The 21,152-nt window shown below is 64.2% G+C and carries 19 protein-coding genes and 1 tRNA gene; 10 read left to right on the top strand and 10 right to left on the bottom strand.

The genetic code is table 11. The features are described 5' to 3' along the window. Positions 1–12: 12 nt before the first annotated feature. Positions 13–774 (bottom strand): enoyl-CoA hydratase-related protein, encoded by a 762-nt coding sequence (locus C7G41_RS12315; protein WP_106942796.1) that lies wholly within the window; start codon positions 772–774, stop codon positions 13–15. Positions 775–1,019: 245 nt separating this feature from the next. Here C7G41_RS12315 and C7G41_RS12310 point away from each other — a divergent pair, with 245 nt between their 5' ends. After that, complete coding sequence (locus C7G41_RS12310; protein ID WP_106942795.1) at positions 1,020–2,261, top strand: MFS transporter; 1,242 nt, start codon at positions 1,020–1,022, stop codon at positions 2,259–2,261. A 143-nt stretch (positions 2,262–2,404) separates the two neighbouring features. Here the strand turns inward: C7G41_RS12310 and C7G41_RS12305 are convergent, their stop codons facing one another. Then, positions 2,405–4,183, bottom strand: coding sequence for an acyl-CoA dehydrogenase (locus tag C7G41_RS12305; protein ID WP_106942794.1), 1,779 nt, complete (start codon positions 4,181–4,183; stop codon positions 2,405–2,407). 268 nt (positions 4,184–4,451) lie between these two features. Between C7G41_RS12305 and C7G41_RS12300 the strand changes: the two genes are divergently transcribed. Then, positions 4,452–4,526: transfer RNA gene (locus C7G41_RS12300), tRNA-Gln, on the top strand. Positions 4,527–4,701: 175 nt separating this feature from the next. Here C7G41_RS12300 and C7G41_RS12295 read toward each other — a convergent pair. Further along, a complete protein-coding gene (locus tag C7G41_RS12295; protein WP_146159762.1) occupies positions 4,702–5,055 on the bottom strand; it encodes a putative quinol monooxygenase in 354 nt (117 codons plus the stop codon). A gap of 150 nt (positions 5,056–5,205) precedes the next feature. Next, a complete protein-coding gene (locus C7G41_RS12290) occupies positions 5,206–6,009 on the bottom strand; it encodes a glutathione S-transferase family protein (RefSeq protein ID WP_158268000.1) in 804 nt (267 codons plus the stop codon). A 9-nt stretch (positions 6,010–6,018) separates the two neighbouring features. Between C7G41_RS12290 and C7G41_RS12285 the strand changes: the two genes are divergently transcribed. Continuing rightward, positions 6,019–6,819 (top strand): AraC family transcriptional regulator, encoded by an 801-nt coding sequence (locus tag C7G41_RS12285; RefSeq protein ID WP_106942948.1) that lies wholly within the window; start codon positions 6,019–6,021, stop codon positions 6,817–6,819. Between the two features lie 141 nt (positions 6,820–6,960). Here C7G41_RS12285 and C7G41_RS12280 read toward each other — a convergent pair whose 3' ends face one another. Continuing rightward, positions 6,961–8,223, bottom strand: a complete 1,263-nt coding sequence (locus C7G41_RS12280; protein WP_106942791.1) for an ROK family protein — start codon at positions 8,221–8,223, stop codon at positions 6,961–6,963. Positions 8,224–8,477: 254 nt separating this feature from the next. On the opposite strand from C7G41_RS12280, the gene C7G41_RS12275 reads away from it, so the two are divergent. The 4 genes from C7G41_RS12275 to C7G41_RS12260 all read left to right on the top strand — a co-directional run bounded on the left by C7G41_RS12275 (position 8,478) and on the right by C7G41_RS12260 (position 13,561). Continuing rightward, positions 8,478–9,443, top strand: coding sequence for a sugar-binding protein (locus C7G41_RS12275; protein ID WP_106942790.1), 966 nt, complete (start codon positions 8,478–8,480; stop codon positions 9,441–9,443). 51 nt (positions 9,444–9,494) lie between these two features. Next, complete coding sequence (locus C7G41_RS12270) at positions 9,495–11,021, top strand: sugar ABC transporter ATP-binding protein (RefSeq protein ID WP_106942789.1); 1,527 nt, start codon at positions 9,495–9,497, stop codon at positions 11,019–11,021. Continuing rightward, entirely contained in the window at positions 11,018–12,079 is a 1,062-nt protein-coding gene (locus tag C7G41_RS12265; RefSeq protein ID WP_106942788.1) for an ABC transporter permease, read from the top strand. Before C7G41_RS12270 ends, C7G41_RS12265 begins: the two co-directional genes overlap by 4 nt. Positions 12,080–12,211: 132 nt before the next feature. Continuing rightward, positions 12,212–13,561, top strand: coding sequence for a carbohydrate porin (locus C7G41_RS12260; protein WP_106942787.1), 1,350 nt, complete (start codon positions 12,212–12,214; stop codon positions 13,559–13,561). A gap of 109 nt (positions 13,562–13,670) precedes the next feature. Here the strand turns inward: C7G41_RS12260 and C7G41_RS12255 are convergent, their stop codons facing one another. After that, positions 13,671–14,558, bottom strand: a complete 888-nt coding sequence (locus C7G41_RS12255) for a VOC family protein (RefSeq protein ID WP_106942786.1) — start codon at positions 14,556–14,558, stop codon at positions 13,671–13,673. Positions 14,559–14,724: 166 nt separating this feature from the next. Here C7G41_RS12255 and C7G41_RS12250 point away from each other — a divergent pair, with 166 nt between their 5' ends. Then, the gene (locus C7G41_RS12250) at positions 14,725–15,912 is read left to right on the top strand and encodes a CaiB/BaiF CoA-transferase family protein (RefSeq protein WP_106942785.1); all 1,188 of its coding nucleotides are present in this window, start codon (positions 14,725–14,727) and stop codon (positions 15,910–15,912) included. A 138-nt stretch (positions 15,913–16,050) separates the two neighbouring features. Here C7G41_RS12250 and C7G41_RS12245 read toward each other — a convergent pair whose 3' ends face one another. Continuing rightward, a complete protein-coding gene (locus C7G41_RS12245; RefSeq protein ID WP_106942784.1) occupies positions 16,051–16,773 on the bottom strand; it encodes a DUF72 domain-containing protein in 723 nt (240 codons plus the stop codon). Between the two features lie 94 nt (positions 16,774–16,867). On the opposite strand from C7G41_RS12245, the gene C7G41_RS12240 reads away from it, so the two are divergent. After that, the gene (locus C7G41_RS12240) at positions 16,868–17,083 is read left to right on the top strand and encodes a hypothetical protein (RefSeq protein WP_007594172.1); all 216 of its coding nucleotides are present in this window, start codon (positions 16,868–16,870) and stop codon (positions 17,081–17,083) included. Positions 17,084–17,089: 6 nt separating this feature from the next. Here C7G41_RS12240 and C7G41_RS12235 read toward each other — a convergent pair whose 3' ends face one another. Both C7G41_RS12235 and C7G41_RS12230 read right to left on the bottom strand, forming a co-directional pair. After that, positions 17,090–18,238 carry an amidohydrolase gene (locus tag C7G41_RS12235; protein WP_106942783.1) on the bottom strand — a complete coding sequence of 383 codons (1,149 nt, stop codon included), beginning with the start codon at positions 18,236–18,238 and terminating at the stop codon, positions 17,090–17,092. Positions 18,239–18,508: 270 nt separating this feature from the next. Then, the gene (locus C7G41_RS12230) at positions 18,509–19,597 is read right to left on the bottom strand and encodes a mandelate racemase/muconate lactonizing enzyme family protein (protein ID WP_106942782.1); all 1,089 of its coding nucleotides are present in this window, start codon (positions 19,595–19,597) and stop codon (positions 18,509–18,511) included. 190 nt (positions 19,598–19,787) lie between these two features. Here C7G41_RS12230 and C7G41_RS12225 point away from each other — a divergent pair, with 190 nt between their 5' ends. Beyond that, a complete protein-coding gene (locus tag C7G41_RS12225) occupies positions 19,788–20,051 on the top strand; it encodes a hypothetical protein (RefSeq protein WP_106942781.1) in 264 nt (87 codons plus the stop codon). Between the two features lie 44 nt (positions 20,052–20,095). Here the strand turns inward: C7G41_RS12225 and C7G41_RS12220 are convergent, their stop codons facing one another. Then, the gene (locus C7G41_RS12220) at positions 20,096–21,097 is read right to left on the bottom strand and encodes an alpha/beta hydrolase (RefSeq protein ID WP_245446503.1); all 1,002 of its coding nucleotides are present in this window, start codon (positions 21,095–21,097) and stop codon (positions 20,096–20,098) included. Between the last annotated feature and the right edge of the window lie 55 nt (positions 21,098–21,152).

Here is a 21,152-nt window from a genome sequence, read left to right as displayed (position 1 = left end):
AAGCTTTCTTCCCTACTTTTTCTTCTTCCTGTTCGCAAACGCGTCGAACGCGGCGGTGGCTTCTTCCGACTTGAGCCGCTCGCCGAACAAATGGGCCTCCTGATCGATGCGGCGGGTGAGCTCCTCGGATGCGACGCGCAGCAGTTTGCGCGAGGTTGCGACCGCTTCGGCGGGGAGCCGGCAGATATCGCGCGCCACCTTGCGCGCCTCGACCTCGGTATGCCCCGGCGAGACCACGGTGTTGACGAAGCCGGCGGCATGCGCTTCCGCGGCCGTAAAAGTCCGTCCCATCACCAGCATGGCGAAGGCGCGCTGGTAGCCCATCGTGTTCGGCATCAAGAGGCTGGATGCGCCGACCGGCACGAGGCCGAGATGGATGTAGGGCGCGGAGAAGGTCGCCGCGTTCGAGGCCAGCACATAGTCGCAATGGAACAGCATCACGGTGCCCATGCCGATCGACGCGCCGTCCACGGCCGCGATCACCGGCTTGGCGTTGAGGGCGAGCGAATAGAGAAACTTGGCGCCGTCCGACAGCGTCTCGGGGCGCGACGTGTCGGCGTGCATGAAATCGTCGATATCGTCGCCGGCGGTGAACACGCCGGAGCCCCCGGTGATGATCATGCAGCGGATGTCGGGATTGTTCTGCGCGGTGTCGATCGCGCGGCTCATCTCCCGATACATGTCCTGCGTGATCGCGTTCTTCTTGCTCGGGCGACGCAGGGTGATCACGCGCGTTCCGCGCTCTTCAGTGACGACGATATTGCCATTCGGCATGAGGGGCCCCTGCGGTCGCCGCGATACTGACATTGGCTAGACTCGCGAAACGTCAGCCTACATCATCTTGCAGGCGTGCCAATGCGCTCGCTCGACCTTTTGGAGACTGAATTCGCCTGAGACGGGCGCATCAAGCACGCCGCCGTGTCCGCGTTGCAATGATCAGCCACCATTTTCGATTGAAAAACCCCTGGTTGTGGTGCACGATCGCCTCGCGCCGTTCCATTTGGCCGATTGCCTGATTGATGATTGCCGCCACGCGTGTTGACGAATCCTCGCTGCACTACCGCGGCTGGCGCGTCGTGCTGGCATGCTTCCTGATGGCCTTCTTCATGTTCGGCTTCGGCCTGTACGGCCAGGGCGTCTATCTCGCCGAACTGCAGCGCGCCCATGGCTGGCCGGGCACGCTGGTCTCCGCGGCCAGCACCTTTTCCTTTCTCCTGACTGCCGTCCTCGTCATCTTCACCGACGATCTGCTCGCCCGCATCGGGCTGCGGTCGCTGATCCTGTGCGGCCTGGCGGCGCTCGGCGCTTCGACGGTGCTGCTGGCGCTGCTGCAGACGCCCTGGCAGCTCTATCTGGCCTATGCGCTGATGTCGGTCGGCTGGACCGGCATGGGCACGGTGGTGATCGCGACGGTGCTGAACTCCTGGTTCGAACGGCGCCGCGGGCTCGCGCTCAGCCTCGCCTACAACGGCGCGACTTGCGGCGGCATCGTCCTCGTGCCGCTGCTGCTGTCGCTGAGCGGCAGCATAGGCTTCCGTTCCGCGATGCTGGCGGCCACGCTGGCGATGGTGGTGCTGGTGTTGCCGGTGGTCGTGATCTTCACCGGCTGGCGGACCGAAATGTCGCCGACGTCGGGCGGAGACTTGTCCGCTGGCGGCACTGCCTTGCCTGCGGCTCACTCGCGCAAGACGCTACTCGCCAACGCGGCGTTCTGGACCATGGTGCTGCCGATCGCGGTCGCGCTGCTGGCGCAGATGGGATTCATCATCCACCAGGTGACGTTCCTCGAGCCGCTGATCGGCCGCGCCAGTGCGGGCCTTGCCGTCACCATCATGGCGGCGATGGCGGTGGTCGGGCGCCTGTCGCTCGGCTTGTTCGTCGATCGGCTCGATCCGCGGGTCGCCTGCGCGGCATCGATGACGAGTCAGGCGGCGGCTCTGTTCGTGCTGCTGCAAAGCACGAACCCGACCGTGCTGCTCGCGTGCTGCGCCGTCTACGGTTTCTCGATCGGCAACATGATCACGTTCCCGCCTTTGATCATCCAGCGCGAGATCGGCGCGAGCGCCTTCGCCGCCGCGATGGGACTGGGCACCTCGATCAGCGGCATCGTCAGCGCCTTCGGCCCCGGCATCGTCGGCCTCGTGCGCAGCGTAACCGGCGATTACTCGACGGCGTTTGCGATGTGCGTGGTGCTCGATCTGGTGGCGGCGGGCGTTGTGCTGTGGCGGCCGGGGAGACGTACGAAGCTCGCAGCTTCGTAGTTTGTCCCGCACACTCGGTGTCATCGCCCGACTTGATCGGGCGATCCAGTAATCCGAGACGTCTGTAGTCTATCGAGAAGCCGCGGCGTACTGGATTCCCCGCCTTCGCGGGGAATGACAGTGAGGAGGAGGGTGGGCCTCACTCACCCCAACAGCACCGCATCCGCCGCCGCGACCGACTCCGCACTCTCCGTCACGGTGCGCTCGAGCGCGCCGGCCTGCACGGCGATGTTCTCGGCGAAGAAGCGCGCCAGCGAGACGTAGCGCGCGGCGTCCGTGAAGCCCTCGGATTTAGCGGCGAGCGCTTCGGATGCCAGCAAGCAGCCGCCGAGCGTGGCGCCGAACTGTTGCAGATACGGCGTCGCGCCGGCCAGCGCCTCGTTCGGCGCGGACGCAACCCGCTCCAGCAGCCATTTGCTGGTGCGCGTCAGCGCCTCCAGTGCCTCGCGCAATTTCACGCCCGTGGTGCCGAAGGCGGGATCGTTGGAGGCTTCGACCTGCTTCACGATTGCGGAGAGCTCGTCGAGCAGCGCCCACACCGACGCGCCGCCGTTGGCCGCGAGTTTTCGCGTGACGAGGTCGATGGCCTGGATGCCGTTGGTGCCCTCGTAGATCGCGGTGATGCGGGCATCGCGATAGTGCTGCGCCGCGCCGGTCTCCTCGATGAAGCCCATGCCGCCATGCACCTGCACGCCGAGATAGGCGACCTCGTTGCCGATATCGGTGGAATAGCCCTTGGCCATCGGCGTCAGCAGTGCCGCGCGCGCGGCAGCGTCCGCGCGGACCTTCGGATCGCTGGCGCGGGTCGAGACGTCGATCGCGACCGCGGTCGCATAACAGATGGTGCGCGCCGCCGCGGTCTGCGCCCGCATCCGCATCAGCATGCGCTTGACGTCGGGATGCACGAAGATCGCGTCGGAGCCGTCACCCTTCTTGCCGAGGGCGCGGCCCTGCTTGCGCTCTTGTGCGTACGACAAGGCCTGCTGATAGGCGCGGTCGGCAACACCGACGCCTTCGAGGCCGACGCCGAGGCGGGCCTGGTTCATCATCGTGAACATGCAGCGCATGCCCTGGTTCTCTTCGCCGACCAGGAAGCCGACCGCGCCGCCATGGTCGCCCATGGTCATGGTGCAGGTCGGGGAGGCATGCATGCCGAGCTTGTGCTCGACACCGCTTGCGAAGATGTCGTTGCGCTGCCCCAGCGAGCCGTCTTCGTTGACCATGAATTTCGGCACGAGGAACAGCGAGATCCCCTTGGTGCCGGCGGGCGCATCCGGCAGGCGCGCCAGCACGAAATGCACGATGTTGTCGGTCATGTCGTGCTCGCCATAGGTGATGAAGATCTTCGTCCCCTTGATGCGATAGGTGCCGTCGGCCTGCTTCTCGGCGCGGGTGCGCAGCGCGCCGACATCGGAGCCGGCCTGCGGCTCGGTCAGCTGCATCGTGCCGGTCCATTCGCCGGAGACGAGCTTCTCGAGATAGATTTTCTTCAGCTCGTCGCTGCCATGCGCGTCCAGCGCCTCCATCGCCGACGCCGTCAGCAGCGGGCAGAGGCCGAAGGCGACGTTGGCGGCGCTCCAGATCTCGGTGCAGGCCGCGTTGATCGCGAGCGGCAGGCCCTGGCCGCCAAAATCCTCGGGCCCGGAGACCGCGTTCCAGCCGCCCTCGGTCCAGCGCTTGTAGGCGTCCGGCCAGCCCGGCGCGGTCGTGACCTTGCCGTCGCTGAGCTTGATGCCGTGCTCGTCGCCGACCTTGTTGAGCGGCGCCAGCACGTCGGTTGCGAACTTGCCGGCTTCCTCCAGCACGGCGCTCACGATATCGCCGTCGAAATCGCCGTAATGGCCGGCCTCCATGGCAGCCTTCAGGCCGGCGCCGTGGTTGAGCGACAGCAGCATGTCAGAGATCGGCGCGCGGTAGGTCATGGCTCACTCCCGGGGACAGGTCTTGGCGGGATAGTTCTTGCCGCCGTATTCCCATGAAACGGGGGAGGTCTCAACTGTCAGGACGGGTGGCGGAGCGGCTGTCGGGAACGGGGAGGCGTAGCGCTCATATAAGGCATGGCGCGGCGCCACCGGCGCCCGTGGTATTTTGCCCCTCCGGGCGGTTGAAATGCCCCGCCTCTCGCTATAGACCGGCACCACTCGAGGGAATCCGCGGACGCTCGTCTCGCCGCCGTTCCCGAGGGCCTGATGGGGCGTAGCCAAGTGGTAAGGCAGCGGATTTTGATTCCGCCATTCGGAGGTTCGATCCCTCCCGCCCCAGCCACTTGATAACGCTCATCTATCCTGTCCTTTCTTCGGTGTTCGATCAGGTCCCGCCGACTGCAGCTTGCAGTTGGTCTGCAACAGCCGGCGAACGTCCTCGCCATCGACGATACCGGCGTTTGCTGATGGAATTGTCGAGCCTCCTTTGCTCTGCTGGAGTGGATGCACGTTCCCCCTCAACGATCGAAGACTTCTCGTATTTCAATGCGTGGAGGAGCCTCAAGCATATCCAGAAGAGTGGTAAGATCGCCCCTTTGTGTCCGCCACGCGATGTAACCCTGCTGCTGCGCGAGGCTTTGCCATTCCTGGATCAGGGTGAAACGGGCGGCGTTTTCCGGATCCTGAGTCGACCAGCTGAATCGTTGCCCCGCGGCCTTCCGTGTCACTGGTATGACCGTCAGCAGGTGCTGCTTTAAGGCCTCCGCGTTGCGAGCGGTCATGTCGAGAGTCACAATGACAGGCCGTGCGTCTTTCGGAGCGGCAATGGCCGGCGGTTGTTCCTGCTTTGATGGCATGATGGTGTCGGTCATGGCGTACTCCATAGTTGATTTCGGGAAAACTTCGAACGGAGGGGGACGGCGGGCTCGATTGCTCTTTGGCGGTCTGGACGCTCTCGCAAACGAGCGCCCGGTGCGGTTCACCGCCTTCGGACCTCAGCGAGGTCCGAAGGGTGCCATTTGTCATGTCGGCGGTCTGCGCAGCAGCGGCAGGATGCTTGGCATCGTCGCGCGACCCATTGTCGGCCAATCCTTGAAGGGGCCGGCCGCGAGAAAGGCGAAGCTGGCCTCCCACGAGGGGCGAAGCTTCATGCGCGCGTACCAGGCCGCAAGATGAGGCCGATCACAGTTCGTGATCAACTCAATCAGCCCCATCTGGTCGAGCCGGGCGATGTAAGGCAGCGCCGTGAGATCGAGCAGGGTCACGTCATCGTTGATCAGGTAGGAGGTGCGGCCCAGCATTTGCTCGAATGTGTCGAGCATCTGCTCTTGAGTGCGCACGGCATCAGCGAACTCCATTGCCTTTAGGCCCTGGCTCACGGCTGCCCGGCGCAATTTCCGGTCTCGCTCGTTAGGCATCGCGGCCAACAGCGCCTCTAGCCGGTCGGAAGGCAACTGGAGAAGAGCCGGCCGCGCGAGTATCGCATAGTGCATCATACCATTGGCCGGATGGTTGACTTCATTGAGCCGGCAGATGTGAGCACGCATCCGCTGCCGCAAGACCGGGTCGGAAGGGCTCAACGGCGGAGACGGAAACACCTCATCTAGATATTCGAGAATGGCGCCCGTTTCGAACATGCGGTGGCCCTTGTGCACCAGCGTCGGCACGACGCCGGCTGGGTTGACGGCACGGTAACCTGGCGTGTGCTGCTCGCCTCCCAGCGATATTTCTACGCTTCGAACGTCCAGCTTCTTTTCCGCCAAAGTCAGGCGGACCTTCTGCGACGATGCGGAAGCGAGATTGTGATAGAGCGTCAAATCGTTCATGGAGGTATTATGCCCGACATGGGAAACAGTCGCTTTCAAAAACCTGCTGCGTCCGGGCTGCTTTTTTCCTGGGGAGCACGTGCCTTCTACGTCGGCCCGAGTTTTCGACTGAGCCCTCATCGGAACGCCGTAGCCGTGCTGGCAATTGGCGTCGATCGACCATTCGGCGTTGCCAGCAATCCGAAGATGCAAAACTCCGCTTATCGCAGTTGCCGGACTGCGTTGATCCCGCCGAATATGTTGCATCATTTCCATATTGGGCGGGGCCGCATTGCTTTCCTTTATGTGGATGCGCGCAGCCGCGACCTGGAGCACCTGCAGGCGCTTGCAGCCGAGCGGACACCAAGAGCCTCATTCGACCTGAGCGTCGAAAATGAGCTGATCGAATTATCCACTCGGCTATCGGATGGGGTGATCGACTGGAGGAAGGCGCGCGTCGAGCTCGTTGAGCACCTCAACGCCCCCGCGCCTGGCGGCATTGATTGTCGGATCGCGCGGTTGATTGAACAACTTCATGCCGAGCCGGCCGCCCGGACGTCCTTGGCGTCCATCGCCAAGGAACTAGAATTGTCCGAGTCCCGTCTCATGCACATCTTCAAGCGCGACGTCGGGATCCCATTTCGCCGGTATCGCATGTGGGTGTCTATGGGAGCGGCCATTCGAATGATGCGCGCTGGCGCGAGGCTTACAGATGCCGCGCTCGCAACGGGTTTTTCATCCTCGGCTCACTTCAGTGCCAGCTTTCGAGAAATGTTCGGGATTGAGCCTTCGCGACTGAGCCAAGCCATTGCTTCGGCGCCTCCGCCTTGATGCAGCAGTCCTCCAGGTAGGAGATGCATTTCAGTGGCCAGGCGTTGTAGATGGCGATGCCGAGCCAAATGGCGCTGGCGATCCCGCCATTCGGAGGTTCGATCCCTTCCGCCCCAGCCAGCGCGCCGCGGCTCGCGGCGGCTACTCGGTCGCTTCCATGTGGTTTTGGTCGACGACCCGCAGCGTCCGTCGCACCATGCCCTCGACAATGACCGCCGACTCGCTTGGACGCAGATGGATCGCCGTGGACCTGAGCAGCCATGGCAACACCGCCTGCTCAAGCCGCTCCTCATAGGCGTGGCGCATCATGTCGAATGCCATCAGGCCTGGACCCGCCAGGATGACATGGTGTGGTCGCAGCACGGATATCGTTGCGGCGACCGCCTCCGCAAGCGCGCGACCTGCCTGCTGGAATAGATGCTCGAGACGTGGATCGCCGCCCAGTGCGCGCTCGCGCAGCAGGGCCATCTGTCCTTCGGATGGCTGCTGCGAGTCCGCCGGCGGCAGGTCGAGAAAGGTGCGGGCGTCGCGGTAGAGCGCATAATCGGCAAGATAAGCCTCGATGCAGCCGCGCTGGCCGCAGCGGCATTGCGGGCCGTCCGGCGCCAGCTTGACATGGCCGATCTCGCTGCCGGCGCCCCAGCGTGCTTCACCATCGGCAACGACGCCCATCCCGATGCCGTGACCGACCATGATCGTGGCCGAGAGGCCTTGCGCCAATGCCGGTTCGGCCGCCGTGATGGCGAGCGCGACCGCGACAGCGTCGTTCGCCATCACGACCTCGACCCCGAAAGCCTGACGTATCGGCGTCGCGAGATCGACTTCGGTGATCGACAGCGCGGGACTCCACAGCGTCGTGCCGGTGTCGACGTTTACGATGCCTTGGAGCGCAATCCCGATTCCCAACAGCCGATCGCGCGGCGTCGCAGTCGCATCCAGCAGCGCATTGATCTGCGCGATCACGAGATCGCGCAGCGCGCCTGCATCGAGAGCACGCGTCGACAGTACAAGTCGCGACTGCGCTACGCCGGAGCCCCGGAAATCCGCGATCAGCGTCTCGATCAGGTTCATGCGCACGGAGACCGCGGCGATGCGCCCGAACTCCGGGTTCAGGGTCAGCAGTACGGCCGGGCGGCCACGGCGACGGCCATTCGGCCCGTCCGCATCCTCGTCCTCGCCGTCCTCGGACCAGGGAGGTGCCGCCGTCTCGGTCTCGCAGAGCAGCTCCTCTGCGATCAGCCGCGACGTCAGGCCGGAAACGGCCGGGAAGCTCAGCCCTGTACTCCGGGCGAGCGCGACGCGCGGCAGCGGCCCCTGGCGTCGCAAGACTTCGACGAGACGGCCGCGGTTGGATTCCCGGGCCGTGTTCGATCCGCGTCTGGACGGCTCAATTTGGTCAACCATGCTGCCTCTTTAATTCATAACATAAATTTAATAGATGAGGTGAGACGCGAATGTGACGGGAAAAGCACAATCGGAGTCGTTTTCAGCAGCCATATTTACTATTATCGTACCTCCTGTACTATTTAGACTTGAAGAAGGGGCGAGTACATCCTGAACCGGCTGGTTTGCCCTGCGGCATTTGTTCGCGACGTAAATAAAAGATGGCGCATAAGCGCTGTGAACCCCTCAACCGGGGGTGACCAAGGGAGGTGTACATGAACGGACCGATGAAGAAACTAATGGTGCCGCTGTTTGCGACCGCAGCTGCGCTGGCGGTTGCCACGGGGGCGGTGCAGGCCCAGCAGAAAAAGACCATCGCGCTGGTGACCAATGCCGCGGCCGATTTCTGGACCATCGCGGGCCGAGGGCTCGAGAAGGCTCAGAAGGAGCATCCGGAATACGATATCCAGTTGATCGTCACCAACGAGGCGACCGCGGCGGGCCAGCGGCGCGAGCTGGACGACCTGCTGGTGCGCGGCGTCGCCGGCATCTCGATCTCGGTGGACGATGCGCCGCACGCAACCGAACAGCTCAACAAGGTTGCTGCCAAGACCGTGTTGATCACGACGGATAGCGATGCGCCGCAGAGCAATCGCCTCGCCTATATCGGCACCGACAACGTCGCGGCCGGACGGCAAGCGGGCGAAGAGATCAAGAAGGCGTTGCCGAACGGCGGCAAGATCGCGCTGTTTGTCGGCACGATGGATGCGGACAATGCCCGCGAGCGGGTGCAGGGCATCAAGGACGCGATCGCCGGCACCAAGGTCGAGCTGGTGGACGTGTTCACCGACCAGGTGGACTTCGCCAAGGCCAAGGCGAACATGGAGAACGTGCTCGTCAAATATCCCGACATCGCGCTGTTGTCCGGCCTCTGGAGTTACGAGACACCGCTGATCTATGACGCGGTCAAGGCGGCGGGCAAGGCCGGCAAGGTGAAGATCGTCGGTTTCGACGAGGACCAGCGCACGCTGCGGGGCGTTTCCGACGGCACGATCGAATCGACCGTGGTGCAGCAGCCCTACGAGTTCGGCTACCTCTCCGCCACCAACATCATCAAGACGCTGAACGGCGACAAGTCATGGATCCCGGCGGGCGGCAAGCTGATCGTGCCGACCAAGGTGATCAGCAAGTCCAACGTCGCGGCGTTCACCGCGGACATGAAGAACCTCCTCAAGAAGTGAGTTTCAGGCGCCCGGCGGCACGGCCGCCGGGCGTCGTGCGGGAGGAAATGAATGGCGGAAATCCTGTTCGAGCTCGCCGGGATCAGCAAATCCTATCCCGGGGTCATGGCGCTCGATGACGTCAGCCTGCGGGTGGATCGCGGCGAGGTCGTGGGCCTGATCGGCGAGAACGGCGCCGGCAAGTCGACGCTGATGCGCGTGCTGGGCGGCGTGATCGCGCCGAGCGAGGGCGTGATCCGCATCGGCGGCAACGACCATGCCCGGATGACCGTGAGCGAGGCGACGAAGGCCGGCATCGCCTTCGTGCATCAGGAATTGAACCTGTTCGAGAATCTCGACGTCGCTGCAAACGTCTTCATCGGACGCGAGAAGCTTTTGGGCGGCCCGCTGAAGCTGGTGGACAACGCGCAGATGCGCGCCCGCGTGACGCCGCTGCTGGAACGGCTGGGCGCCGATTTCACCCCGGACACGCTGGTCGACAATCTGTCGATCGCGGAACGCCAGATGGTGGAGATCGCCAAGGCGCTCTCGATCGACGCCCGCGTGATCATCATGGACGAGCCGACCTCGAGCCTGACGATCTCGGAGACCGAACGGTTGCTGGAGGTGATCGCCGATCTGAAGGCGCACGGCATTTCGGTGATCTATATCTCTCACCGGCTCGGCGAGATCATGACCTGCGCTGACCGCGTCGTGGTGCTGCGCGACGGGCGCACCGTGGGAGAGCTGGCGCGGAATCAGCTGAGCCATGCCGCAATGATCCGGCTGATGATCGGCCGGGATCTGAAGGCGCTGCACACCCCGCCGAAACAGGCGCCGCAGCCGGGTGGCTGCGACATCGTCGGCCTCGTGACATCAGCCTTTCCCGACCGGCAGGTTGATCTCTCCGTGCGGCATGGCGAGATCCTCGGCCTGGCGGGACTCGTGGGCGCTGGCCGCACCTCCCTTGCCCGCGCAGCGTTTGGCATCGACCCGCTGCTGGGAGGCGAGATCAGGATCGACAGCGCACCGGTCGCTGTCGCATCGCCGCGCGAAGCGATCAGCCAAGGCATCTATCTGGTGCCGGAGGACCGCAAGAAATCCGGGCTCGTGCTGGAACTGCCGATCTGCGAGAACGTGACGCTGGCGAGCCTGTTGGATCATGCGCGAATGTGGCTGGTCGGCAGCGAGGCCGAGCGCAAGATCGCGAAGGAGCAGGTGAGGCGCCTCTCCATCAAGGCGCCAAGCATCGATATGGAGGCCGTGACGCTCTCCGGCGGCAACCAGCAGAAAGTCGTGCTGGGCAAATGGCTATCCATGCAGCCGCGCGTGATGTTCTTCGACGAGCCGACCCGCGGCATCGACGTGGGCGCCAAGGGCGAGATCTACGCGTTGATGCGCGAGCTTGCCGACCAGGGCGTGGCGATCGTGATGATCTCCTCGGACATGGAGGAGGTCATCGGCGTCTCCGACCGGGTGGCGGTGATGCATGAGGGCAGCGTCAGCGGCGTGCTCGAGCGGGAGCAGTTCAGCGAATACAACGTGTTGCGGCTAGCCATGGGTCAGGCGCTGGAAACCGTGGAAGCCGCCGCACCATGATCAGGAAAGAGCTTGGTCTGGGATTGCTGCTGGTCGTGATCGCCGCCATCACGGGCGCGATCAATCCCGCCTTTCTGTCGCTGGTGAACTTGCTGAACATGGCCAATCTGATCGGTCTCTTCGGCGTGTTCGCGCTCGGCGAAGGGCTTGTGATCATCACCGGCGGCATCGACCTGTCGCTCGGCTCGATGTTTGCGCTGCTCGGCGTCGTGTTCGTCGATCTTCTGACGACCTACGAGGTGCCGTGGCCCCTGGCGCTGCTGGCCGTGCTGCTGGGCGGGCTGGTGCTCGGCGGCATCCAGGGGTTCCTGATCACCCGGCTGAAAATGCAGCCCTTCATCGTGACGCTATGTGGGTTGCTGATCTATCGCGGCGCCGCCCGCTATTACACGAGCGATTCGACCCGCGGCTTCGGTTACGGCGACGAGGCGGCGACACTGAGCAGCATCGCCTCGGGCAATTTGGCGGGAATCCCGAACACCTTCATCCTCCTGATCGTCCTTGCGCTGATCCTTGGCGTGCTGCTGCACCGCTCGGTCTACGGGCGCTGGCTTTATGCCGTCGGCAAGAACGAGGAAGCCGCGCGCTTCTCGGGCATCAACACGAACATCGTGATCGCAACCGCCTATATCATCAGCGGCGGGCTCGCCGGCGTTTCGACGGTCTTGTTCGTGTTCTACACGAACTCGGTGTCTCCGAGCTCGTTCGGAAATTTCTACGAGCTCTACGCGATCGCGGCCGCCGTTCTGGGCGGGTGCAGCCTGCGCGGCGGCGAAGGGTCTATTCTCGGTATCGTGCTGGGCACGGCGCTGCTGCAGGTGCTGCAGAACCTCGTGAACATCCTGGGCATTCCCAACTCGCTGAACTTCGCGGTGATGGGCACGGTCATTCTGATCGGCGTGTTGGCGGATCAGCAATTGCAGGCGCGACGGCGGCGCAAGCTGGCACTGGCCGGCGTCGCGCGCACCGCACCGAAATCGACACTTGTGCAAGGCCAGCAGGGCGCCTCACCGCGCGGCGCGGATGCGTTGCCGGCGAGAACGGGCGATCAGGCATGACAGATCCACACTCCAGTTGCCGCAAAGGGCGTCGGTGGCCGCTGGGGAAGGAGCGCGTTCCAGGCTCGAGGGCTTTGGGCAGGGACGTGAGGCGAAACAAGCAAAGCCTGAGACGGCGGGAGGACGAGTAAAATGTTGCGCAGGTTTATAAACACCGCAGGGGTGTGCGGTGTGGGGATTGCTTTTGCATCGCTGTTTGGCGGTGGAGTCTACGCGGCCGATTTTTCGACCAAAGCTGCGCCTGTTCCGTATGCTACGGCTGACGACTTCTGGACGAGACCGTATCTGTTCGGCGATCTCGGCAGGACCAGGCTCAAGGAGCAGGGCATCGATATCGGCCTGACGCTCGGCAACGAATCCGTCGGCAACGTGTCGGGTGGAAGCAGGAACACCGCAGCCAACGCCGGTCAGTTGTGGTTTGGTGCGAAGCTGGACATGGGAAAACTCGCCGGCATCCCCGGCGGCACGGTCGGTCTCACGCTGGTCGATCGCTTCGGCAAGAATCTGAATACCGAAGCGGACATTCCCGCCCTGCAGCTGACCAACGAAGTGTTCGGCCGCGGCAATATCCTGCGTCTGACGCAGCTCTACTACTCGCAGAAGCTTTTCGATGACCGCCTTGAACTGAAAGGCGGCCGTCTTCCGGTCGGCTCCGACTTCTTCTTCGGCCTGTGCGAGTTCATCAACCTGACCTTCTGCGGCGGCCAGCCCGGCAACATCCAGGGCGGCTACATCTACAACTGGCCGGTGAGCCAGTGGGCCGGTGTCGTGCATTACAAGATCGCGCCGGAATTCACGGTGTCGGTCGGTGTCTACGACGCCAATCCGGGTTACCTGACGACGTCAGACCCTGGCGTCTACTTCTTGCCCGGCATTCCCGCCTCAAATCGCGCCAGTGGCGTGATGGTGCCGGTGGAGTTGGTCTGGACGCCGAAGGGGCCCTTGACCGGGACCTGGAGAGTTGGCGGCTGGTACGACAGCGCCTCGTCCATTGATGGTGGTCTTCCGGGTGTGATCAGCACCGTCCCGGGCGTCGGCGGTGTGCCCGATCAAAATATCAGCGATCAACGCGGCCGCTACGGTGTCTACGAGTCGATCCTGCAGCGGCTGACCGTTGAGGGTCCGGGCGCGCAGGGTTGGTATACCTTCCTCAATACGACTGTCGCCGATCACCGGACGTCGTACCAGGATTACCAGATCGCCCTGGGCTTCAGGCATACCGGAACGTTCAGCTGGCGTCCCATGGACGAAGTCGGCTTCGCGGTCGGCACGACTCACGTGAACACGGCTGCCCTCAGTCCCAACGCCGGCGGCAACGAAGTGCCGCTCGAAGTCTGGTATGGATGGCAGGCGACCGGCTGGCTGAACCTCAAGTTCGACGCCCAGTATGTCATCAACCCCGGCGGGCGCGGCTATAACGCCGTGGGCGTGAAGACCGACAACGCCGTGGTTCTTGGCATGCGCACCGAGGTCCACTTCTGATGGGACGCTAACCCATCTGATGCGAAAGGTGGGGCATGCCCGTCCCACCGGAGCGCACGCAACATGTGGCGGCTCCACTCAGCGGAGCCGCCCGGGACTTCGTTATCACCTATCCCTCATACTGGTCCGGCCCCATCGCCCAAAGCGATTGATCGTGGCCGGATGCGTAATTGCGATTGTTCAGCGCCGGATTGCGATTGACCATCGGCCGCATGAACATCGGGTGGGTGGCGCTACGCACCTCGTGCTCGACCGTGAACAGCGGTTTGCCGCTGTCGAGATCGACGATGTCGCAGAAGCGGTACTGGTACTGATTGTCCTCGCGCGAGATCAAATCGCGCGCCAGCAGCTTGCGATATGGGCCGGAGAAATCGGTGATGTACATCTGGACATGGTGGCCGTCATAGTCGCCTTGCGGCCGATCGGTCTCGCGAAACAACAAATGCTGGTCGCGGCCCGTCTTCACGGCGGCAACCGCGCCGTCGCCGTTCCACAGCTCTGATGGCATGCCCATGATCTCGGGATAGAAGGCGCAGATGCGCGCGGCGGATCCCACCGGCACGTCGAACTCGACATAGGGAATGCCGAGCGCGATGCGGCCGAAGCGCGCGGCGTCGGGCTCGTAGCAGCGCAGGCGGTTGCCCCACGGACAAATCGCCTCGACATGATCGTTATGCTCGGAGAAGGCGAACGCCGTGCCCTCGAGCTTCTTCGCGACCGACGCCAATCGCGCCAGCAGCGCCTCGCGGCCCGCGATGATCAGCCCGACATGACCGCGCAGCACCTGCGGCCGGCCGCTCGGCAGATGAAACTGACTCCGTCCGGCGTTGATCCACATGTTGGTGTCGGACACCATCAGATACGGATCGCGGGTGAGCCCGAGGCCTGCGACATAGAACAGCGTGGCAAGCCGCTGGTCCGGGACCTGGATGTTGACGTGCTCGAAATGGATCGCGTTGCCGAGATCTTCTTTGGACCGATCGAATTGTTGCGGCATGGACGGGGCTCTGATGGGGAAGGGACAGGTCCATATTAGAGCACAATTTCCGCCAGTCGAAATGATTCGCCGATCACATCTCGAGGGCAGGGCATGGCCTCCGTTGCCACCTTGCCGCAAATGCCAATCCCTGTAAGCTGACAAAAAGCACAAAGGAAAGAGATCGATGGGAGGGGTTCTGGACGGCGTCCGCGTTCTCGATTTCGGGCGCTATATCGCGGGGCCCTATTGCGCGACCTTGCTGGCCGAATTCGGCGCTGAGGTCATTCGCGTGGAGAAGCGCGACGGCAGCGAGGATCGCTTCGTGGCGCCGGTCGGCGAAAATGGCGAAGGCGCGCTGTTTCTTCAGGTCAACCGCAACAAGAAGTGCCTCACGCTCGATCCGATGAAGCCGGAAGGGCAGGAGGTGATGCGCCGCCTGATTGCGACCGCGGACGTGGTCGTCGCGAATCTGCCGCCGCAGACCCTGCGCGCGATGAAGCTCGACTACGACTCACTGAAAGCGATCAAGCCGGACATCATCCTGACGACGGCAACTGCGTTCGGCGGGCCGGGGCCCTGGTCCGACCGCGTCGGCTTCGATGGCGTCGGGCAGGTGATGTCGGGTTCGGTGTACATGACGGGCACCGGCGATCCGCCCTACCGAGCCGCGGTCAACTGGGTCGATTTCGGGACGGCGCTGCATTGCGCGTTCGGCACGCTCGCCGCACTGATCGAGCGCGGCAAATCCGGACGTGGACAGGTCGTCGAGGGCGCATTGCTCGCAACCGCCTTGTCCTTCACCAATGCCACGCTGATCGAGCAGGCCGTCATCAACGTCAATCGCGTGCCGACAGGCAATCTCGGCCAGACCGCGGCGCCCGCCGACATTTATCGCACCAGGGACGGCTGGGTGCTGTGCCAGGTCACGGGGCATCCGCTGTTCAAGCGCTGGGCGAAACTGATGGGCGAGGAGGAGGTCTGGCTGAACGATCCGCGCTTTGCCGACGATATCAGCCGCGGCAACAACGGCCCCGTCATCAGCGAGCGGATGGCGCGCTGGTGCGCCGAGCGCACCACGCAGGAAGCCGTCGACACCCTGGGCAAGGCCATGATTCCGACCGGCCCCGTGCTGAGCCCGCAGCAGGCGCTGGATCATCCGCACATCCGCGCCGCCGGCTTCATGCAGGACGTCGACTATCCCGGTCTGCCGAAGCCCGCACCGGTGGCGCGCGCCGCCGTCCGCCTGTCCGAAACGCCCGGCGAAATCGCGACGCGTGCCCCCACGCTCGGCGAGCATACCGACCTTATCCTGGGCCAGCTCGGCTACGACCAGGCCGCGATCGCGGCGCTCCGGCAAGGCGGCATCGTTTAGCGAGGAAGGGCACGGTATCTTTGCCGCGAAACACGACCTCATCCTGAGGGCCCGCCGCAGGCGGGCGTCTCGAAGGATGGCCGCAGGCGAGCTTGCCGCATCGTGCACGCCATAGGCAATGTCCTGCGCTTGTGGGCGCTACAGCAATTGCTTCAAGGCCCGGGCATCGGCCGGCGCCGCGCTCTTCTGGTCGTTGTCGAAATAGACAAAGACGTCGCAGCCCTGCCGCTTCCAGGACTTGATGCGCCGCGCCCATTGCGCGAGCGCGGGTTTCGTATAGTGCCCGTGATAACGCCCGCTTGGCCCGTGTCCGCGCACATAGACGAAATCCGCCGTGCGCTTCCATGGCGCGGGCGCGTCGTGATGATCGGACAGGCACAGCGAGATGTTCTCGTCGGCCAGCATCCGCAAGATGCGCGGCTGATACCAGCTCGGATGACGGAATTCGAAACTGTAACGCCGCTTCCGCGACAATAGCTTGAAGAAGCCGGCGAGGCGGTCCGCGTCGGCTTCGAATTGCGGCGGAAGCTGGAACAGGATCGGGCCGGCCTTGCCGCCGAGCCGTGAGATGCGATCCTCGAGCAGCTCGAGGCTGTTCACCGAGCGATCCGACAGGCGCTTCCAATGCGTGATGAATTTCGAGGCCTTCCAGGCAAAGACGAAATCGCGGCCGGTCTGCTCCCGCCATGCCTTGACGGCCTCCGGCGTCGGGGTGCGGTAGAACACGCCGTTCAGCTCGGTGGTGTCGAACTGTCCGGCGTAATAGCGCAGCTGCTGCTTCAGCGTCACGCCCTCTGGAAAGAACGGGCCTCGCCAGGAGGCGTAATGCCAGCCGGAAGTTCCGATCAGAACGCGCGCCATGTTTGACGTGTCCGTCCGTTGCGATTTGCCGGATGGGAACGTCCGTGCGGCCGATACGTTGCTCGTGAGCTTGATCAACGCAGGACCGGAACCGATGTACGCGCTGTTTGAAGGCAACAAGCAGATCGGCGATCCCTTTCCTACCGAGAAGGAGGTGTGGGAAGCCGCCTTGATCGAAGGGCTGGTGACCGACGTGCCGGTCGCGGACGAGGAGGGCGGCAGGCTTCTGCCTGCCGGCTATCACGTCGCGCAGGTCGAGGAGACGTTCGAGCCGAAGCCCGGCTGGAAGCTGCCGCGCGAGATCTCCTGAGCGGGCCTAGTTCGAGGCCAGCGCCGCCTTGGCGACTTCCGCCATCCAGCTCGATGCCACCGGCAGGATCGCGTCGTTGAAATCATAGCGCGGGCCGTGCAGCTCGGCGCCGTCACGCAACTCGCCGTTGCCGATCCAGACGAAGGCGCCGGGACACCGCGAGAGATAGTGGGCAAAATCCTCGCCGGCCATGCTGGGCGCGAGGTCGCGCCGCAGCTCGGCCCGCACCTTGTCCGCGGCGAGGCGCGCGAGATCCGCCTCGGCCGGCGTGTTGATCACGACGCCGACGCCGATGACGATCTCGGGGGTGACCTTGACGCCGAAGCTCGTGGCAATGCCGGCGCAGACCTGTTCGATCCGCGCCACGACGGTATCCTTCACCGCATCGCGATGGTAACGCAGCGTGCCGCCGATCGAGACGCGTCCGGCGATCTGGTTGCGTGCCGTGCCGCCTTCGAGCGTGCAGAGCGAGAGCACGGCAGTGTCGAGCGGATCGACGCTGCGCGACACGATCGATTGCAGCGCCACGATCAGATGCCCGGCCGCCATCACCGGATCGCGTGTCAGATGCGGCATGCCGGCGTGCCCGGCATGGCCATCGATGGTGATGCTGACGCGCCCGCCGGAGGCCATGACGACGCCGTCATGGACCGCGATGATGCCGGTGCTAAGTCCCGGCCAGTTGTGAAAGCCGAACACCCGATCCATCGGAAAGCGCTCGAACAGCCCGGCCGCGACCATCGCGCGCGAGCCGCCGTAACCTTCCTCGGCCGGCTGGAAGATGAAGTCGACCGTCCCGCTCCAGCTGGTGTCCGCGGCGAGCAGCGCGGCGGCGCCGAGCAGCGAGGCGGTATGCCCGTCATGGCCGCAGGCATGCATCACACCGGGATTTTGCGAAGCGTAAGGTAGCCCCGTATCTTCGGTGATCGGCAGCGCATCCATGTCGGCGCGCAGGCCGACGCGGCCCTGGGCGTGGCCGCGCGTCAGGGTCGCGACGATGCCATGGCCGCCAACGCCTGACACGAAGGGAACGCCGAGCTCGGTGAGCTTGTCCTGGACGAAGGCGGCGGTGGCTTTCTCCTGGAGGGACAGTTCGGGATGCGCATGCAAATGCCGGCGCCACGCGGTCAGTTTCTGGTGCAGCTCGGGGGTCAAGGGGGGGTCTTTCGGATTGTGTCGGCTTCGACACCATAGCCGAATAACCGCAGCTTGCATCAAGCGCCAGCGAATGCCTCGCGTGCAGCAACGCGTTGGTGATTGCTGGCGCAAACCGACCGCGCTGCGCGTTCCACTTCACCTCTCCCGCTTGCGGGAGAGGCCGGGAGAGGGCTCGATCGTCATTGAGGATCTCACTGTGGAGACACGCTCTCCCCAACCCTCTCCTGCAAGCGGGAGAGGGGGCGCATCCGCGGCCGCGAATCCGCGCTACACCGCCAGCTTCGCCAGCCCCTTCCAGTCGAAGCTGATGCCGTGCCCCATACGGTCTGGCGCGAGCGCAAGCCCGTCCTCCAGCACCAGCGCATGCTCGATATACTTGTCGAGCCCAAAGCCGTGCGCCTCCAGATAGGAGCGGTTCGGGCAGGCCGCGAGCAGGTGCACGGTGATGTCGTGCGCGCCGTGGCTGGTGACGGGCAGGTTGAACGCTTCCGCCAGCCGCGCGATCTTCATGAAGGCGGAGACGCCGCCGCAATTGGTGACGTCAGGCTCGGGATAGGACACTGCGCCTGCGACGATGTAGTTCTTGAACTCCCACAGCGAGCGCAAATTCTCGCCCGCCGCGATCGGCACGCCGCCGGCCTGCATGATGCGCGCATGACCCGCGACATCGTCGGGGATGATCGGCTCTTCGAGCCAGGTGAGGTCGTAGGGTTGGAACGCGCGGGCGGCGCGAATCGCTTCCTCGACCGTCCACTTCATATTGGCATCTACCATCAGCGGAAAGCCGTCCCCGAGATGCTGTCGCATCGCCGCGACCCGGGCGACATCCGATTTCAGGTCCGGCCGGCCGGCCTTCATCTTGATGGCGCGAAAGCCCTTGGCGAGATTGCCGTCGGTCTGCTTCAGCAGCGCCTCGACGGAGAGATCGAGGTCGATGCCGCCGGCATAGCAGGGCACGCGCGCGTCGAAACCGCCGAGCAACTGATACAGCGGCAATTTCGCGCGCCGCGCCTTCAAATCCCACAGCGCGATGTCGAGCGCCGAGAGCGCCAGCACCGCCGGCCCGCCGCGGCCGCCATAATGCAGGCCCCACCAGACCTGATGCCAGATCGCCTCGGTATCATCGGCCTCGCGGCCCTCGACCAGCGGCGGGATCTCGCGCTTGAGGATGTCGGCGACGGCGCCGCCATTGCGCCCGACCGTGTAGGTGTAGCCGACGCCCTCGGCGCCATCGGCATCGCGGATGCGACAGGTGATCAGCTCGAAAGCCGCGATGTCGCCGTGGGTCGAGTCGGAGAGCATGACGGGCAGGGGGATCCGATAAAACCCGGTCTCAATGGTCGAAATGCGCGGCATGCAGCCTCCCTGCGTTTTCTTTGCAGGCTAGGCCGGCAGGCACCGCCAGGCAATGCAGTCGTGGTGAAAATCCTGGCGCACCTTGCGGGGCCCCCGGCATCGGCCGAGGCCAGCAGGTTGATGTAGATCAACTGAGACTATCGCCGGGGTGGAGACATGCCGTACGGCTTTCGATCAGAAGGAGCGCCCGATGTGGATCCTGATGTATGTATTCTCCTACTCCGTCAGTCCGGCCGCCACCAATGACAGGGCCGAATGGAGACTGCTTCCGAACGTCGTGTTCCAGGAGTTCTCCAACGAAAAGCGATGCAAGACGGCGAAGTCGAAACTGGAGGACAGCTTGAAGGATGCCGGCGCGAGGTTGAGAAGCGGTCTGGAGGATTTGAAGACTCTGGGCAAGGCCGACCCGGCGCAGATCATCATCGCCTTCAATGTGGAATGCGTTCCGAAATGAACAGCGTGTCGACTGACCGCTTGCAGATGCAAGCCTGCGCCGGGCTACTGTGATGGTCGCCGCGAAGCGTCCTCGGCAAGTTGCTGACCTTGAGCGAGCCTGCGCTCGATCATGCCCATGACGGTGGTCACGTCTTCAAAGGCGCGCGAGTGCGCTTGTCCCTGCAGGCGGGTGATGTCGAACACCAGAATATTAGCCCGCGCCAGCTCATTCTTGTAAGGCTCTTCCTCCGCGTTGATATCGCCGAGCCGGGTGAGGCCGCCCGCGATCGACTTCGACAGCTTCAGCGCACCGTCATCCTGCGACAGGAACAGCGCGAAGCGCGGCCGCGACGATCCCATCCCCTGCATCTGTTCGCGAAACGCCGCGAAGTCGACATCGGGGGCCACCATAGCCACGTTCCTGATCTTGCCGCCGATCTTCCCGGTCCGGCCTGCCCTGGCCTGGAGGGCGTTCAACGTGATCAGGCAGCCCATGGAATGGCAGAGCACGGTGACCTCGCGGATTGCGGGGTTGAGCGCGACTTGCTCGATCAGCCCGTCGAGCGATCCGACGGAGTCACGGGCGATCTCGCCGTCGCGCTCATAGGCGCGCAATCCGACCAGGCCTTGCGAGGGCCAGGAGAACAGGATCGGAATTACCGGGGCTCTCGAGTCCTGGACGATTTGCGCGAAGCGATAGACCGCATCGTCGAAGCGGTTGTTGAAGCCGTGAACGAAGATCATCGCCTTGCTGCGGCGGGTTGTCTTGGCGACACTGTTGATGGCTGTATTGAAGGCGGACCTGTCGAGGTAGTCGGCCGACACCGTGACGAACTCGCGGCGCGGATCGCCGGGCGGCACCACCGGCCACTGGATCGCACCGACGACGCGGGCCTCGTCAGGCGGAATTGAGATAGAGACCATCCCGTAGGACATCGCGGCGGCACGTTCCCGGCTGAACATGTCGCCGCTGTCGACGGCGGCGCGCTCGCGCGTCGTCGCAACAAGGATCGGGACACGCGACGTGCTCTCCGCGGCCTCGACCGGAACGAGTACGCCCTGCAAGGGGCGTCCTGCACAGGATGCGCAAGCAAGAGACAGGATCAAGACGCCCGTCACG

Origin of the sequence: Bradyrhizobium sp. MOS002 (assembly GCF_003020115.1) — a bacterium.
GTDB lineage: Bacteria > Pseudomonadota > Alphaproteobacteria > Rhizobiales > Xanthobacteraceae > Bradyrhizobium.
The sequence above is the reverse complement of the archived record's forward strand: the minus strand, read 5'-3'. Positions and strand labels throughout refer to the sequence as shown.